We start from the raw sequence: 15,412 nt of genomic DNA on the forward strand, positions 1-15,412 counted from the left end.
GCATCCGTGGTCCCGTCCGGGATGCCGCCGGTCCCTTTCACCCAGGGATCGCTGTTCGGCGAGGCCGATGCCATCGGCTATGGTTCCGGACAGGTCTATGACGAGATGGTGAACGGCCAGGGCCGGCTGCGGCCGCACTGGCAGACCTTCATGAGTTCGCTGGGGCCGCTCGATTCCGAACAGATGGCGCAACGCTGGGAGGAAGCGCGGCGGCTTCTGCACCAGAACGGCGTCACCTACAACATCTACGGCGATCCCAACGGGATGGAGCGGCCCTGGCCGCTCGACATGATGCCGCTTCTGCTGCCGGCCCATGAATGGAAGGCCATCGAATCGGGGCTGATCCAGCGGGCGTCGCTGCTGAACGCCATCCTGACCGACATCTATGGACCGCAGACGCTGACCCGCTATGGCCGGCTGCCGCCGTCGGTAATCCATGCCGACCCCGGCTTCCGCCGCGCGGTCCATGGCATCCGGGTTCCGAACGACGTCCATCTGCATTTCTACGCCGTCGACCTCGCCCGTGCACCCGACGGTCGCTGGTGGGTGCTGTCCGACCGTACCCAGGCACCGAGCGGCAGCGGCTATGCGCTGGAAAACCGCGCGGTGATCGCCAAGGTCCTGCCCGACAGCTTCCGCCATTGCCAGGTGGAGCGGCTGAGCGGATTCTTCGACACCTTCAAGGAAACGCTTTTCTCCATCGCGCCGCGGACCAGCGCCGCTGGGCGGTTGCCGCGCGTGGTGCTGCTGACCCCCGGCCCCTACAACGAAACCTACTTCGAGCATGTCTATCTCGCCCGCTATCTCGGCCTGACCCTGGTGGAAGGGGCGGACCTGACGGTGCGCGACCGGACGGTCTATCTGAAGACTTTGTCCGGGCTGGAGCAGGTGGACGTGATCCTGCGCCGGCTCGACGCCGATTTCGCCGACCCGCTGGAGATGCGCGCCGACAGTTCGCTCGGCGTCGCCGGGCTGATCGAGGCGGTTCGGGCCGGCACCGTCGTGATGGCCAATGCGCTCGGCTCCGGCCTGATGGAATCGATGGCGATGAAATCGTCGCTGCCAACGCTGTGCCGCCATCTGCTGGGGGAAGAGCTGCGGTTGCCCGGCGTCGCCAGCTGGTGGTGCGGCAACGATGCGGAACGCGCCTACGTCATCGACCATCTCGACGGCCTGGTGATCAAGCCGGCTTTCCCATCGCTGTCCTTCGAGCCGATCTTCGGCGCCCAGCTGTCGGCCGCCGAACGCTCCGCCCTGACCGAGCGGATCAAGCGCCGCCCCTGGTATTTCGTGGCGCAGGAGCAGATGGCGCTCTCCACCGCCCCGGTCTGGCAGGATGGCCGGCTCCAGCCGCGCCCGCTGGTGCTGCGCGTCTTCCTCTGCGCCACCCCCAGCGGCGGCTATGCGGTGATGCCCGGCGGCCTGACCCGCGTGTCCAGCGAATCGGGACGGCTGGTCGTGTCGATGCAGAGCGGCGGCGGCAGCAAGGATACCTGGATCCTGGCGCCGCGGCGTGCCGACGTGGCAGCCAACCAACCTCGTCCGTCGGCGCTGGCAATGGAGCCGACGGCAAGCGGTGCGCGACCGTCCGCCAACGACTTGCCCAGCCGCGTCGCCGATGGCCTCTATTGGCTCGGCCGCTATGCCGAACGGGCGGAGGGGGCGCTGCGCCTGCTGCGCGCGACGCAAAGCCGTCTGATCGACAGCAACATGCCGGGCGCCACCTTGCAGCAACGCCCGCTGCTCGACCTGCTCGGCTCGCTCGGCATGATCCCCGCGGAACTGGCGCGGGTGACGGAAAGCGGCACCAGCCGCGGCCTGCGCGACGCGCTGCACGCGGCGGTGACGGACCCGGACCATCCGAACAGCCTGCGCGCCCAGGTTCTGAGGCTGCACCGCACCGCCTATTCGGTGCGCGACCGTCTGTCGATGGACATGTGGCGGGTGGTGTCGGCAATCGACCGCCAGACCCAGCAGCCGAAGGGACGCATGGACGCGGCCTCGCTGCTACTGCGGCTGGACGACGCGATGATCATGCTGGCCGCCTTCTCCGGCCTTGAACAGGATAGCATGACGCGGGGGGCCGGCTGGCGCTTCCTCGACATCGGCCGGCGGATCGAGCGGTCGCTGCATATGGTCGCGCTGATGCGCGGGGTCCATGTCGCCGATCTCGACCGCCAGGACGAGCCAATGCAGGCCGCCACCCTGTCGGTGCTGCTGGAGTTGGGCGAGAGCGTGATGACCTATCGCGCCCGCCACCTGACCAGCGTGCTGCGCACGCCTGTGCTGGACCTGCTGTTGGGCGAAGAAGCCAATCCCCGCGCGCTGGCGTTCCAGCTGGCGGCACTCGACCGGCACATGCGGGCGCTGCCCAGCCAGGGCGTCGGCACCGGGACGGACCCGACCGGCGGCGCGCTGGCCATCGTCGCCGCCGCGCGCAACAGCCTGGAACGCACCGACGCCATGGCCTCCAGCGAGGCGCTGCGCACGCTGCTGGACACGTTGGCGATGACGCTGCCGGACGTGTCGAATTTCCTGGCTCACGCCTATTTCAGCCATGCCTTCGCAAGATCGGCCTGACGCGATGACGCCTCCGCCCTCCGCTCCCGCTTCCGGCAGCAGCGGTCTTTCCACCCGCTATCGCCTGCGCCATGCCACAGCCTACGACTATGGCGAGGATGTGCCGATCTCCCACCATCTGCTGCACCTGACCGCCCGGCCGCACCCGCGCCAGCGTATCCGGCGCAGCCTGATGACCATCGACCCGGTCCCGGCCGTGCGGACGGAGCGGGTCGATTATTTCGGCAACACCGTCACCTACGTCGCCGTGCAGGAGCCGCACCGGACTTTCTCCGTCATCGCCGAAAGCGAGGTGGAAGTGTTCGATCCGCCCGCATTGGTGCCCGACGATTCGCCAGCGTGGGAGCATGTGCGCGACAGCCTGCGTGGCCTGACCGGGCCGGACGACGGCGCGGAGATCACGCAATACTGCTTCGACAGCGCGCTGGTCGCTTCCAGCCCCGAACTGCTGGATTATGTCCGGGGCAGCTTCACGCCGGCCCGTCCGGCGGTCGCGGCGGCCATCAGCCTGATGAACCGCATCAACCATGAGTTCGCCTTCGATCCCACGGCCACGACGGTCGCGACTCCGCTGGCGGCCGTGATGCGCAACCGCCGCGGCGTCTGCCAGGACTTCGCCCATATCGCCGTCGGCTGCGCCCGCGCCATCGGATTGCCGGCGCGCTATGTCTCGGGTTATTTGCGCACCCTGCCCCCGCCCGGCCAGCCGCGGCTGGTGGGCGCGGACGTCAGCCATGCCTGGGCCTCTGTCTGGTGCGGGGCAAGCGCCGGCTGGCTCGACATCTGCCCGACCAATGCCTGCGTCGCCAACCGCGACTTCATCACGATGGCCTGGGGACGCGATTACGACGATGTCAGCCCGGCCCGCGGCGTCCTGCTTGGCGGCGCCGGGCATGGCCTGACCGTCAGCGTGGACGTCGAACCGCTGGAAGACTGAAGGGAAACGCCTCAGGCCTCTAGGTCGGATCGACAATCACCTCAGCCAAATTGAGATGCTTGCGAGGCTGAGAAAGCCATTGAAGTGTATTTTCCTGCGGTCGTAGCGAGTGGCGAATCGCCTGAAGTGCTTGAGGCGGTTGAAACATCGCTCGATGCGGTTTCGATGTCTGTAGGCTTCGGCATCATGAGGAATGATGAGCTTGCGAGAGCGGTTGGAGGGGATGACGGCTTTGGCATTCATGGCGGCAATCGTCTCCCGCAAGGCATTGCTGTCATAGGCTTTGTCGGCGAGGACAGCGGCGCCGGACTGCCCTTCCAACAAGGCTTCGGCCTGAGTGATGTCGCCGACCTGTCCGGCGGTGACAATCAAGCGCAGAGGTCGGCCGAGCGCATCGGCCAGCATGTGGATCTTGGTGGTCAATCCTCCTCGGGAACGCCCCAGCGCCTGATCCTTGGCCCCCCTTTTCCGCTCGCCGCCTGCTGATGCGCACGCACGATCGTGCTATCGATCATCAGGTACTGGTTATCCCGGTCGGCAGTCAGCGCCTCGAACACCCGCTCCCAGACCCCGGCGTGGCACCAGCGGCTGAAACGGCGGTGGACCGTCTTCCACTTGCCATATCGTTCAGGCAGATCGCACCAGTGGGCGCCGGAACGGAGAACCCACAGGCAGCCATTGACGAACAGACGATTATCGCCACCCGAGCGGCCGGGATCGCCAACCTTGCCGGGCAGCAATCCTGAAATCCGTGCCCATTGGGAATCCGTCAGTTCGTAGCGTTTGATCCCCATCGACAGCTCCGCCTCAAAATAGCGGAAACCCATGAATCACAACTCAGTCCCGATGGGAACCATGAATGTCGATTGGGCCTAGCGGTATGCCCAGCATACGGTGCAGCGTGGTGCAGATGGTGCGCGGGTTGACCGGCTTGCTGAAGATCTCCAACGGCTTCCAGCGCTCCTGCTTCAGGTCGCTGTCCTCCGTCAGGTAGCCGGTCATCACCACCACCGGCAGGGTGGTGTCGCGTTCACGGATTTCCCGGATCAGCGTCTCGCCATCCATGCGCGGCATGCGCAGGTCGGTCACCAGCGCGTGGATCCGCTCGCTGGCAAAGCGCTCCAGCGCCTCCGCCCCATTGGCGGCGACGGTCACCCGGAAGCCCTTGAAGGACAGGAAGTCCTCCAGCGCCATGGCTGCCAGCACCTCGTCCTCCGCGATCAGGATATGGAACCGATCAGGCATGCGAGAACTCCCTGTCGACTGAGGAGACCGGCTGGCTCGGCAGCGTGATGGTGAAGCGGACGCCGCGGCCTCCCCCCTCCAGATCGACGTTGCGCGCTTCGATCCGCCCACCCATGCTGTCGATGATTCCATAGCCGATCGACAGCCCCAGGCCGGATCCCTTGCCGACCTCCTTGGTGGTGAAGAAGGGATCGAATATCTGTGGCAGCACCGCGGGATCGATCCCACCGCCATCGTCGGTCACCTGGATGACCACGCTATGCCCGTTGGGATCGTCGCCGACCGCCACCATGATGCGTCCCGCTGCTCCACCCGTTGCACGAAGCGCGATGATCGCATCGCGCGCGTTCGAAAACAGGTTGAGGATCACCTGCTCCAATTCAAGTGGCCGTCCGGATACCGCCAGTTGCGCCGCCCAGCCTTTCTCGACGATCTCGATGTCTTCCTGACGATATTGATGGCGGACAAGCTCGACCGCACTCTGAACGCAGTCGGCGGGATGGAAGGAGCGCATGCTGCCGCCGTCCCGCCGGCCAAAGGTGCGGACATGGTCGATCAGCTTGCCCATGCGCTCGGTCTGCTCGATCACCAGCTTCAACGCCTTCTCCGCGCGAGCGGGTTCGAGCAGATTGTCATGCAGCCGGGCCAGGGTGTTTTCCGTCCACAGACGGATGATGTTCAACGGCTGGCTCATCTCGTGCGCCATGCCGGCAGCCAGCGTGCCCAGCGTCGCCAGCTTGGAGGTTTGGATCACCTCTTCCTGCAAGCGCTTGCGTTCGGTCACGTCGCGGCCGCTGCCGAGGATCTGGACGACCCGGCCGGCGGCGTCCTTGACCGGCACCAGCATGGTGTGGAAGACGCGCTGGCCGGCCGGCATGTCCAGCGTCTCTTCGTAATCGATGGCTTTGCCGCTGTCGCGGCAGGAGGTGTAGCGGGGAATGACCAGATCGGCCAGTTCCGGCTTCACCGCATCCCGGACACGGCGATCGCGCATCTGTTCGGGGTCCAATCCGCCGATCCGCGCCAATGCCGGGTTGATGGCTTCATAGGCGAAGTCACCGTCGGGAAGAACCTGGACGATGAACAGCGCCTCGCCCAGGTTGTTGAAGAAGCCCGAATAGCGGGCCTCCATTTCGCGCCGGGTCGCCACCTCCAGCGCCAGCGCGCGGTTGCTGGCCTCAAGCTCCCGCGGGCTGGGCAGGGCCAGCAGGCGCGGCATCAACCACCAGAGCGCCGCCGCCGTCGCCAGCGACGCGAAGGCGGTAATCAGCTTCACCAGACCTTCGAGCACATAGTCGGGTGTCCACAAGGTCCAGACCGACAGGAAATGGGTGGTGCCGCAGGCGATGATGAACAGCGCAAACAGCAGCGCCATCCAGCCGAAGGCCACGTCGCGGCGGCGCATCACGAAATAGATCAGGGCCACCGGAATCGAGAAATAGGACAGGCCGATCAGTACATCCGACGCGACATGCAGCATCAGGATGTCGGGGCGCCAGAGCAGGCAGACCCCATGGGGAACGAAACCGCCGGTGTCCAGAAGCTCTTCCAATCCCACGGCCATGTCCGCCTCTTTCCCAACGGTGCCCGTCCGACGGAGGACGTTGATTATGCGTCGAAACCATCTGACACATCGGCACACGTTCCGCCACCGGACCAACTCCGTCAAGCCGTCAATCCGCTAGGGTGGGTCTTTGAGATTTCTCTACTGAAAGGACGCCCGCTCCGCGGCCAAGGCCACGTGAGCGGGCGTTCGCGTCACGCGGCGGTGTGGACCTTGCGGTTCTGCTCGCGTGTCTTCAGGAAGCGCAGCGCCGGGAAATCCTCCTGTGCGCGGTTCAGGTGCCAGGCGTTGCGGGCGAGGAACACCAGCGCGCCGTCATGGTCCTCGGCCAGGGCCGAGCGGTTCAGCTCGATGAACTTTTCCAGCTGAACCTTGTCGTCGGTCTCGACCCAGCGGGCGGCGTCCAGCCCGGCACCCTCGAATCGAGCGGCGATGCCGTACTCCGCCTCGATGCGCGAGGCCAGAACCTCGAACTGCAGCTGGCCGACGACACCGACGACCCAGTCGGCGCCGGTCAACGGCTTGAACACCTGCGACGCGCCCTCTTCGGCGAAATGCTCCAGCGCCTTGCGCAGGTGCTTCACCCGCATCGGATCGTCGGGGCGGACACGCTGCAACAGTTCCGGCGCGAAGCTCGGCACGCCGGTGAAGCGCAAATCCTCGCCCTCGGTCAGCGTATCGCCGATGCGAAGGCTGCCATGGTTGGGGATGCCCATGATGTCGCCGGGCCAAGCCTCCTCCGCAACCTCGCGGTCGCGGGCAAGGAACAGGACGGCGTTGTTCACCGCCATCAGCTTGCCGGAGCGGATGTGCTTCAGCTTGGCACCGCGCTTGTAACGGCCGGAGCAGAGACGGACGAAAGCAATGCGGTCGCGATGGTTCGGGTCCATGTTGGCCTGGACCTTGAACACGAAGCCGGTGACCTTCTCCTCGTCCGGCTCGACGGTGCGCGGATCGGCGGGCTGCGGGCGCGGCGGCGGGGCATTCTCCGCCAGGCCCGACAGCAGCTCGCGCACGCCGAAATTATTGATGGCGGAGCCGAAATAGATCGGAGTCAGATGGCCGGCGCGATAAGCCTCCAGATCGAAGGCCGGCATCAGGCCGCGCGCCATCTCCACCTCTTCGCGCAGCTTGGCGACGGCGTGGGCGGGAAGCAGTTCGTCCAGACGGGGATCGTCCAGGCCGTTGCACTCGATGCCCTCGTCGATCTCGTCGCCCTTGCTGCGGTCCATCAGGATCAGCCGGTCGCGGATCAGGTCGTAGCAGCCCAGGAAATCGCGGCCCATGCCGATGGGCCAGCTTGCCGGCGTGACCTCCAGCGCTAGCGCGCTCTCGATCTCCGAGATCAGGTCGAAGGGATCGCGCGCCTCGCGGTCCATCTTGTTGCAGAAGGTCATGATCGGCACGTCGCGCAGACGGCAGACCTCGAACAGCTTCAGCGTCTGCGCCTCGATGCCCTTCGCGCCGTCGATCACCATCACCGCACTGTCGACCGCGGTCAGCGTGCGGTAGGTGTCCTCCGAGAAGTCCTCGTGGCCCGGCGTGTCGAGCAGGTTGAATGTACGCCCGTCGAAATCGAATGTCATGACGGAGGCGGTCACCGAGATGCCGCGCTCGCGCTCCACCTTCATCCAGTCCGACTTGGCGCGCCGCTGCTCGCCGCGCGCCTTGACGGCACCGGCCATCTGGATGGCACCGCCGAACAGCAGCAGCTTTTCCGTGAGCGTGGTCTTACCGGCGTCGGGGTGCGCGATGATGGCGAAGGTCCGACGGCGGGAGACGGCGTCCTGAAGTTCGGACATGCGCAGAATCCCGTGACTTGAAGGCGTTATACGGTACGAACGGCGAAAGGGCCGGCAGGCGAAACACGCCCATCGGCCCCCGTCGCATTACATAGCAGTGACTGCCCTGGGATTCCAGAGCCTTGGGATCGGCCCCTGGGATCGACCTTGGCCGGTCGCCTTACAGCGCCAGCTCGGCGATCTGCACCGCGTTCAGGGCGGCGCCCTTCAGCAGCTGGTCGCCGCAGACGAACAGGTCCAGGCCATGGTCGCCGAAGACGATGTTGGTGCGGATGCGGCCGACCTCGACGTCATACTGGCCGGTGGCGTTCAGCGGCATCGGGTAGGCGCCGTTGGCCGGATCGTCCACCACCTTCACGCCGGCGGCATCGGCCAGGACGGCACGCGCGGCGTCGGGCGTGACCGGCTGGATGGTCTCCAGCGTGATGGCCTCGGAATGGGCGCGGTAGGTCGGGATGCGGACGGCGGTGCAGCTGAGCGGCAGATCCGGAACCTCCATGATCTTCCGCGTCTCCCACGTCACCTTCATCTCCTCCTTCGTGTAGCCGTTCTCCTGGAAGGCGTCGATCTGGGGGATCAGGTTGAAGGGGATCGGGTGGCGGAACACGCTGTTGGTGACCGGCTTGCCGTCCAGCTGGTTGCGCGTCTGCTCTTCCAGCTCGGCCATGCCCTCGGCGCCGGCGCCGCTGGTCGCCTGATAGGTGGAGACGATGGCGCGCTTGATGCCGAAGGCCTTGTGCAGCGGACCGAGCGCCACGACGGCGATGGCCGTGGTGCAGTTCGGGTTGGCGATCAGGCGCGACCCGGCGGCGTACGCCTCGCGGAAGACGTGGGCGTTGATTTCCGGAACGATCAGCGGGATGTCGGCGTCGTAGCGGAAGGCGGAGCTGTTGTCGATCACCAGCGCGCCGGCCGAGGCCAGATCCTTGGCATGCGCCTTGGCGAAATCGCCCGACACAGCCAGCAGGACAACGTCGTACCCCTTCACCACCGCGGCATCGAAAGCCGTCAGGGTCAGGGCGCCATAGGGGGTGTCCTGAACCTTGCCGGCGGACCGCTCGGAGGCGAACAGGCCGAGTTCGGCGACAGGGAAGTTGCGGTCGTGAAGGACCTTGACCATCTCGCGGCCGACGGCGCCGGTGGCGCCGACCACGGCGACGCGGAGGGACTTGGAAGAAGCGGAGGCGTTGCTGCTGCTCATGGCGGGGTTCCGTCCTGTCTATCGCACTGTTGATCGGACCGGCCTATCGGTCGTTCGGACAGCGGACCCCGGATACGACGAGGCCCCGTCCGTTGTCCGGCGGGGCCTGCCTCGTGGAAGAAACGCTGGTCGATCCGATCAGCACGCACCACGACGCTGCCCGCCGAAGCGAGTCGCTTTTTTGGTCGTAGTGGTGGTGATGGCCTTGCGGTTCATGACGCCTTCTTATCCGAACGCGCAGGCATTGTAAAGCGCCTGCGCGTTCGCCCTTTCAGAAATTACCGGCTTTACCGGAAGCCCTCGCCGTCATGGCTCGGCTTGACCGGGTGTACGTCCCAGACCTCTCCGGCATACTCGTTGACCGTACGGTCGGACGAGAACCAGCCCATGCTGGCGGTGTTCAGGATGGCCTTGCGGGTCCATTCCTCCGGGTCGCGGTACAGCTGCATCGCCGCGTCCTGCGCCCGGCAATAGTCGGCGAAGTCCGCCGTCACCAGGAAATGGTCGCCGCCGTCGGTCAGCGCCTGGACGATGGGGTGGTAGCGGTTGCGGTCGTCCGGCGAGAAGGCGCCGGTCGAGATCATGTCGAGCGCCCGCTTCAGGCTGGGGTTCGACGCGATCACCTCGCGCGGGTTGAAGCCGCCGCTGGCGCGCAGGTCGTTCACCTCATCCGCGGTCATGCCGAAGATGAAGATGTTGTCCGCCCCTACATGCTCGCGGATCTCGACGTTGGCGCCGTCCAGCGTGCCGATGGTCAGCGCGCCGTTCAGGGCCAGCTTCATGTTGCCGGTGCCCGACGCCTCCATGCCGGCGGTGGATATCTGCTCCGACAGGTCGGCGGCCGGGATGATGATTTCCGCTGCGGTGACGTTGTAGTTCGGCAGCAGCACGACCTTCAGGTTGTCGTGCACCGATGGGTCGTGGTTCACCACCTTGGCGACGTCGTTGATCAGTTTGATGATCAGCTTGGCCATGTGATAGGACGGCGCCGCCTTGCCGGCGAACACCTTGGTCACTGGAACCCAGCTGACCGTCGGATTGTCGCGCATCTCGTTGTAAAGCGCGATGGTGTGCAGCACGTTCAGCAGCTGGCGCTTGTACTCGTGCATGCGCTTGACCTGCACGTCGAAGATGCTGTCGACCAGCACCTCCTCGCCGGTCTGGCGGGCGATGTAGGCGGCCAGACGCTTCTTGTTCTTGCGCTTGGCCCGGCGGAATTCCTCGCGGAACACCATGTCGTCGGCCTTCTCGCGCAGTGCCGCGATCTGCGACAGGTCGGAGATCCAGCCCTCGCCGATGCGGGTGGTGATCAGCTCCGACAGGGCCGGGTTGGCCTGCTTCAGCCAGCGGCGCGGGGTGATGCCGTTGGTCTTGTTGTTGATGCGGTCCGGGAATTCCTCGTGGAAGTCGGCGAACACCGTCTGCTTCATCAGATCGGTGTGCAGGGCCGACACGCCGTTGACCTTGTGCGAACCGAGGAAGGCCAGGTTGCCCATGCGGACGCGGCGCTCGCCGCGCTCATCGATCAGCGACAGGCGCGACAGCTTGGCGTTGTCGCCTGCGGCCTTGGCCTTGGTGCGGTTCAGGAACTTGGCGTTGATCTCGTAGATGATCTGCATGTGGCGCGGCAGCACCCGCTCGATCATCCGCACCGGCCAGGCTTCCAGCGCCTCGGGCAGCAGCGTGTGGTTGGTGTAGGCAAAGGTGGCGCGGGTGATCTCCCACGCGTCGTCCCAGCGCAGGGCGTGCTGATCGACCAGCAGGCGCATCAGTTCGGCGATGCCAATGGCCGGGTGGGTGTCGTTCAGCTGGATCGCCGCCTTGTTGGGCAGGTTCTCGAAGGTGGTGTGGTGCTGCAGATAACGGCGCAGGATGTCCTGCAAGGACGCGGAGGTGAAGAAATACTCCTGCTTCAGCCGCAGTTCCTTGCCGGTCTCCGTCGCATCGTTGGGATAGAGGACGCGGCTGAGATTCTCCGACAGGATCTTCTGCTCGACCGCCTTCATATAGGCGCCGTCGTTGAAGTGGCCGAAGTTGAAGTCGCGGGTGGCGCGGGCCGACCACAGGCGCAGCGTGTTGATCGTCTCGCCGCCGAACCCGACGACCGGCGTGTCATAGGCCATCGCCAGCACGCGGTCGGCATCGACCCAGCGGTAGGCGCGCTCGCCGACGCTGTCGCGGAACTCCTCGACGCGGCCGTAGAACTGGACCGGATACAGCACCTCCGGACGGGCAAATTCCCAAGGGTTGCCGAATTGCAGCCACTGTTCGGGATATTCGACCTGCCAGCCGTTCTCGAAGCGCTGCTCGAACAGGCCGAACTCGTAGCGGATGCCGTAGCCGTAGCCCGGCAGGCCCTGCGAGGCCATGCTGTCGAGGAAACAGGCGGCCAGGCGGCCGAGGCCGCCGTTGCCGAGCGCCGCATCCGGCTCGGCGTCGACCACATCCTCCATCGACAGGCCGAGGCGGTCGAGCGCCTGACGGCACTCGTCCACGATTCCCAGGTTCGACAGGCTGTTGGTCAGCAGGCGCCCGATCAGGAATTCCAGGGAAAGGTAATAAACGCGCTTGGCGTCTTCATGGTAATAGCTGCGGGTCGTGTCCATCCAGCGGTCGACGACGCGGTCGCGCACGGCCAGCGCCACGGTGTGGAACCAGTCGCGGCGCGTGGCGGCGCGGGCATCCTTGCCGACCGAATAAACCAGCCATTCCAGGAACGACCGTTTGAGGCCATCGACATCAAGGCTGCGGCGTTCGATGTCGCGAGATTTGAACCGAGCGTCCATGTCCTGACTTTCTGCGTGAAAGGCCAATAGGAGCGGGCGGCTGGAAGGACGGCGCTCCGTATATGGGGGAAGTGTCTGCCCTGTTGGTTAAGCAAAGCTTTCCCAGATGGAGCATACCGTCGTTTCGCTGTGGTAAAAGGGAGTAGGTTGTCATCCCCTCCCCTATTTCCCACCAACGATGCGTCACGAATCCGATCCTGTCCACTGCGATGCAGCATGCATCGGCATCCGCCGCGCCGAAATGGCCGATATTCCTGCGCTGCTGGCGATCGAGGAGCAGAGCTTCGCGACCGACCGGATGACGCAGCGCAACTTCCGTTACGCGATCCGGCAAGCAAAAGGTATGGTGCTTGTGGCATACCGCCAAGTACCGAAGGTGCAGGAAGCGTCGCTTGCCCATCAGCCCGGTGACTATGGGCCCAGTGCCTATGGTGTTGTCGGTTTCCACGCCGGGACGCCCTTCGCCCGGCTGACCTCCTTCGCCGTGGCCCCCGACAAACGCGGGCAGGGACTCGGCCGCAGCCTGCTCGCCGCCCTGGAGAAAGCCACCGCCAACCATGGCTGCCGCGGCATGAGGCTGGAGGTGCGGGCGGACAATGCTGCGGCAATCGCCCTCTATACTGCCGCCGGCTACCGCCGTTTCTCCGTCTATCCGGATTATTACGAGGACGGAATGGCGGCGCTGCGCTTGGAAAAGCTGCTGAGTCCCGGCCACTGACTGTTGCAGGGTCGCACCGGCATCCGCATTCGATGGTGGTAAGCCCGGCAAGCTGAACCTGGACCGGAATCGCTGGATTCTGCCACCGATGTCACTCTTTCCGAATCCTGCGGTGGAACATCCCCGGCGCACGGTGCGTTTAGCTCCCGACACGATCAACGACGGGCAACAACGGGACCGCCTCAATGACGCCACCGCCGACCGGATCGTTCCGCAACACCCCGCAGGGGCAGCCGACCCGCGCCGGATGACGGGCCGGCCCCTGGGCAGCCGGGAGACCATCCCCAGGATGCCCTGAACGCCCGCACCCTGAACGCTCAAGATCGAAAAAGCACTGTCAGCCCTTCGAACCGGCGCCGCCGCCCGTGCGCGCCGGAAAGCCCAACGCCGTCCCCGCTCCGCGCCCCGCCTGACCGCGACGGGTGCCGCCGCCGACCAGGCCGGCGGGAGACGCACACAGACCGTGGAGGAAGGAAAGACCATGGCGTACTCGTTCGAGAACGAACTGATCCGCTGCATGCCGAACCTGCAGCGCTATGCCTGCAAACTGACCCGTGACGCCAACGCCGCAGAGGACCTGCTGCAGGACTGCTTGGCCCGCGCCTTGTCGCGCCAGCATCGTTTCGAACCCGGCACCAACATGCAGGCATGGCTGACCACCATGCTGAAGAACCTGCACTTCAACAACCTGCAGCGCGACCGCCATGTGACGAAGGTGGAGCTGTGGGACGGCGCCATGTCGGTCGATGCGGCGCAGATGTCGAGGTTGGTTTTCCGCGATGTCGACCGCGCTTTTTCCTCCCTCACCCCCAGCCAGCGCAAGGTCGTCAAGCTGGTCGCCATCGAAGGGCGTCCTTATCAGGAAGCGGCGGAGACGCTGAATGTGTCGATCGGCACCATCCGCTCGCGCCTGTGCCGGGCGCGGGAACGGTTGAACAACCTGATGACCGCCTGATCCACCGGAAATCCTCCACGTCGGCGCCACGTCAGCGCCAAATCGGTCATGAACGCCCTCCGCAGTCCCCTGCGGGGGGCGTTCGCGTATACCCGCCGGGGCCTGGAGACACCGACAGCGTCGGATGACCAGGGGGAAGCTCCGGTGCCGCTGGCGTCGAGGCCTTCCACCTGCTGTCCGTCAGCCATTCACAACGGTGCCGCCATTCGGGTGCAGCACCTGACCGGACATATAAGAAGAGTCATCGGACGCCAGGAACACATAAGCCGGCGCCACCTCGTCCGGTTGGCCGGCGCGCTTCATCGGCACGTTGCTGCCGAACTTCTCCACCTTCTCCTCGTCGAAGGTGGATGGGATCAGCGGGGTCCAGATCGGACCGGGCGCCACCGCGTTGACGCGGATGCCGCGGTCGGCCAGCGACATCGACAGCGACCGGGTGAAGGCGACGATGGCCCCCTTGGTCGCGGAGTAGTCCAGCAACTCCGGACTGCCCTTGTAGGCCGTGACCGACGTGGTGTTGATGATGCAGCCTCCCTCGCGCATGTGCGGCAGCGCGGCCTTCACCATATGGAATTGGCCGAAGATGTTGGTGCGGAAGGTGCGCTCCAGCTGTTCGGCGGTGATGTTCTCGATCGATTTCTGCGGATGCTGTTCGGCCGCGTTGTTGATGACGATGTCGATGCGGCCATGCTCGCCGACAAGCTGCTCCACCGCCTTGCGGCAGATCTCCTCGTCGCCGACGTCGCCGCTCAGGATGGTGCAGGGTTGACCTTCGGCTTCGACCAGCCGGCGGGTCTCACGGGCGTCGTCATCCTCGTTCAGGTACAGGATGCCGACCTTCGCACCCTCACGGGCGTACAGCACGGCGATGGCCCGTCCGATGCCGCTGTCGCCGCCGGTGATCAGCGCAACCTTGTCACGCAGCTTGCCACTGCCGCGATAGCCGGGCCGGGTTTCGGAGGGCTGCGGTACCATGGGACCTTGATGGCCGGGCCGGGTGTCCTGATGCTGGGGCGGCTGCCTGCTTTCCTGTTGAGCCATAGGGATTCTCCTTGGTTGGCAAGCCGTTCGGGTATGGATGGGATGAGTTGCACATTCACAACAAACCCCAATGCACGGCGTTCCTCACAGAAGAGCGCCGGAACAATCGGCGACATTGCCTTGTTACTTGGCCGGGCGACGCGAAAGAGGATGGCAGTGCCGGATTGCTCGCCTCGAAAGTGAGCAATGATCGCGCCGTTTGTCGGACTGGTATGGCGGAGGATCATGCCCATAAGATGGGATAGGGGTCCTTTCGGCCGAACCGTCCGCCAGCGGTGGAGCCACCGGACGTGTCACGGTTGATCGTGTCCCAGGGGAGAACCCCGGCGACCCATCCGGGAACGACAGAGATGAAGCGTGTAACGATGACCGATATAAACGCCTATCTGGACGGCGCCCTGGACGACCGGGAGCGTGCCGAATTCGAGAGCGTGGTCGAGAGCGATCCCGACGCCAAGGCGCTGCTCGCTCAGCATCGCCAGCATGTCGAGGAGCTTCATCGCCTTTACGACCCAGTCCTGAGCGAAGAGGTGCCCTCCCGAATGCTGGAGCTGCTGCGCAAGCGGAACGGCTGACGGCCCTC

12 protein-coding genes are annotated in these 15,412 nt (G+C 65.4%); 5 read left to right on the forward strand and 7 right to left on the reverse strand.

Translation table 11 applies throughout. From position 1 onward, the window contains the following. Window positions 1–21 precede the first annotated feature (21 nt). Both ACWPN8_RS08990 and ACWPN8_RS08995 read left to right on the forward strand, forming a co-directional pair. On the forward strand, window positions 22–2,580 hold the full coding sequence (locus tag ACWPN8_RS08990) for a circularly permuted type 2 ATP-grasp protein (protein WP_109446268.1): 2,559 nt from the start codon (window positions 22–24) through the stop codon (window positions 2,578–2,580). A gap of 4 nt (window positions 2,581–2,584) precedes the next feature. Continuing rightward, the gene (locus ACWPN8_RS08995) at window positions 2,585–3,517 is read left to right on the forward strand and encodes a transglutaminase family protein (RefSeq protein ID WP_492240560.1); all 933 of its coding nucleotides are present in this window, start codon (window positions 2,585–2,587) and stop codon (window positions 3,515–3,517) included. Window positions 3,518–3,553: 36 nt separating this feature from the next. Here the strand turns inward: ACWPN8_RS08995 and ACWPN8_RS09000 are convergent. The 6 genes from ACWPN8_RS09000 to ACWPN8_RS09025 all read right to left on the reverse strand — a co-directional run bounded on the left by ACWPN8_RS09000 (window position 3,554) and on the right by ACWPN8_RS09025 (window position 12,115). After that, window positions 3,554–4,311 (reverse strand): IS5 family transposase gene (locus ACWPN8_RS09000; RefSeq protein WP_492241372.1). Its coding sequence is split into 2 segments (ribosomal slippage): window positions 3,554–3,987 and window positions 3,987–4,311, totalling 759 coding nucleotides; the frame shifts between segments, so codons are not numbered across the junction. 43 nt (window positions 4,312–4,354) lie between these two features. Further along, a complete protein-coding gene (locus tag ACWPN8_RS09005) occupies window positions 4,355–4,762 on the reverse strand; it encodes a response regulator (RefSeq protein ID WP_492240561.1) in 408 nt (135 codons plus the stop codon). Then, entirely contained in the window at window positions 4,755–6,326 is a 1,572-nt protein-coding gene (locus ACWPN8_RS09010; protein ID WP_492240562.1) for a sensor histidine kinase, read from the reverse strand. The genes ACWPN8_RS09005 and ACWPN8_RS09010 overlap by 8 nt, the downstream gene beginning before the upstream one ends. Window positions 6,327–6,520: 194 nt before the next feature. Further along, window positions 6,521–8,128 (reverse strand): peptide chain release factor 3, encoded by a 1,608-nt coding sequence (locus tag ACWPN8_RS09015; RefSeq protein WP_109051546.1) that lies wholly within the window; start codon window positions 8,126–8,128, stop codon window positions 6,521–6,523. 160 nt (window positions 8,129–8,288) lie between these two features. After that, window positions 8,289–9,329 (reverse strand): aspartate-semialdehyde dehydrogenase, encoded by a 1,041-nt coding sequence (locus tag ACWPN8_RS09020; protein ID WP_492240563.1) that lies wholly within the window; start codon window positions 9,327–9,329, stop codon window positions 8,289–8,291. Window positions 9,330–9,616: 287 nt separating this feature from the next. Beyond that, window positions 9,617–12,115 carry a glycogen/starch/alpha-glucan phosphorylase gene (locus ACWPN8_RS09025; RefSeq protein ID WP_492240564.1) on the reverse strand — a complete coding sequence of 833 codons (2,499 nt, stop codon included), beginning with the start codon at window positions 12,113–12,115 and terminating at the stop codon, window positions 9,617–9,619. Between the two features lie 178 nt (window positions 12,116–12,293). On the opposite strand from ACWPN8_RS09025, the gene ACWPN8_RS09030 reads away from it, so the two are divergent. Both ACWPN8_RS09030 and ACWPN8_RS09035 read left to right on the forward strand, forming a co-directional pair. After that, the gene (locus ACWPN8_RS09030; RefSeq protein ID WP_492240565.1) at window positions 12,294–12,833 is read left to right on the forward strand and encodes a GNAT family N-acetyltransferase; all 540 of its coding nucleotides are present in this window, start codon (window positions 12,294–12,296) and stop codon (window positions 12,831–12,833) included. A gap of 481 nt (window positions 12,834–13,314) precedes the next feature. Further along, entirely contained in the window at window positions 13,315–13,788 is a 474-nt protein-coding gene (locus ACWPN8_RS09035; RefSeq protein ID WP_085089358.1) for a sigma-70 family RNA polymerase sigma factor, read from the forward strand. Window positions 13,789–13,968: 180 nt separating this feature from the next. Here ACWPN8_RS09035 and ACWPN8_RS09040 read toward each other — a convergent pair whose 3' ends face one another. Then, complete coding sequence (locus ACWPN8_RS09040) at window positions 13,969–14,829, reverse strand: SDR family oxidoreductase (RefSeq protein ID WP_492240566.1); 861 nt, start codon at window positions 14,827–14,829, stop codon at window positions 13,969–13,971. A 365-nt stretch (window positions 14,830–15,194) separates the two neighbouring features. On the opposite strand from ACWPN8_RS09040, the gene ACWPN8_RS09045 reads away from it, so the two are divergent. Further along, window positions 15,195–15,404, forward strand: a complete 210-nt coding sequence (locus ACWPN8_RS09045) for an anti-sigma factor family protein (RefSeq protein ID WP_247872967.1) — start codon at window positions 15,195–15,197, stop codon at window positions 15,402–15,404. Window positions 15,405–15,412 lie beyond the last annotated feature (8 nt).

The organism is Azospirillum sp. UENF 112521 (assembly GCF_058780665.1).

Excerpts from the sequence above, each read along its gene's own strand:
- ACWPN8_RS08990 (WP_109446268.1), top strand. The coding sequence starts at position 22 with ATGCCGCCGGTCCCTTTCACCCAGGGATCGCTGTTCGGCGAGGCCGAT.
- ACWPN8_RS08995 (WP_492240560.1), top strand. The coding sequence starts at position 2,585 with ATGACGCCTCCGCCCTCCGCTCCCGCTTCCGGCAGCAGCGGTCTTTCC.
- ACWPN8_RS09005 (WP_492240561.1), bottom strand. The coding sequence starts at position 4,762 with ATGCCTGATCGGTTCCATATCCTGATCGCGGAGGACGAGGTGCTGGCA.
- ACWPN8_RS09010 (WP_492240562.1), bottom strand. The coding sequence starts at position 6,326 with ATGGCCGTGGGATTGGAAGAGCTTCTGGACACCGGCGGTTTCGTTCCC.
- ACWPN8_RS09015 (WP_109051546.1), bottom strand. The coding sequence starts at position 8,128 with ATGTCCGAACTTCAGGACGCCGTCTCCCGCCGTCGGACCTTCGCCATC.
- ACWPN8_RS09020 (WP_492240563.1), bottom strand. The coding sequence starts at position 9,329 with ATGAGCAGCAGCAACGCCTCCGCTTCTTCCAAGTCCCTCCGCGTCGCC.
- ACWPN8_RS09025 (WP_492240564.1), bottom strand. The coding sequence starts at position 12,115 with ATGGACGCTCGGTTCAAATCTCGCGACATCGAACGCCGCAGCCTTGAT.
- ACWPN8_RS09030 (WP_492240565.1), top strand. The coding sequence starts at position 12,294 with ATGCGTCACGAATCCGATCCTGTCCACTGCGATGCAGCATGCATCGGC.
- ACWPN8_RS09035 (WP_085089358.1), top strand. The coding sequence starts at position 13,315 with ATGGCGTACTCGTTCGAGAACGAACTGATCCGCTGCATGCCGAACCTG.
- ACWPN8_RS09040 (WP_492240566.1), bottom strand. The coding sequence starts at position 14,829 with ATGGCTCAACAGGAAAGCAGGCAGCCGCCCCAGCATCAGGACACCCGG.
- ACWPN8_RS09045 (WP_247872967.1), top strand. The coding sequence starts at position 15,195 with ATGACCGATATAAACGCCTATCTGGACGGCGCCCTGGACGACCGGGAG.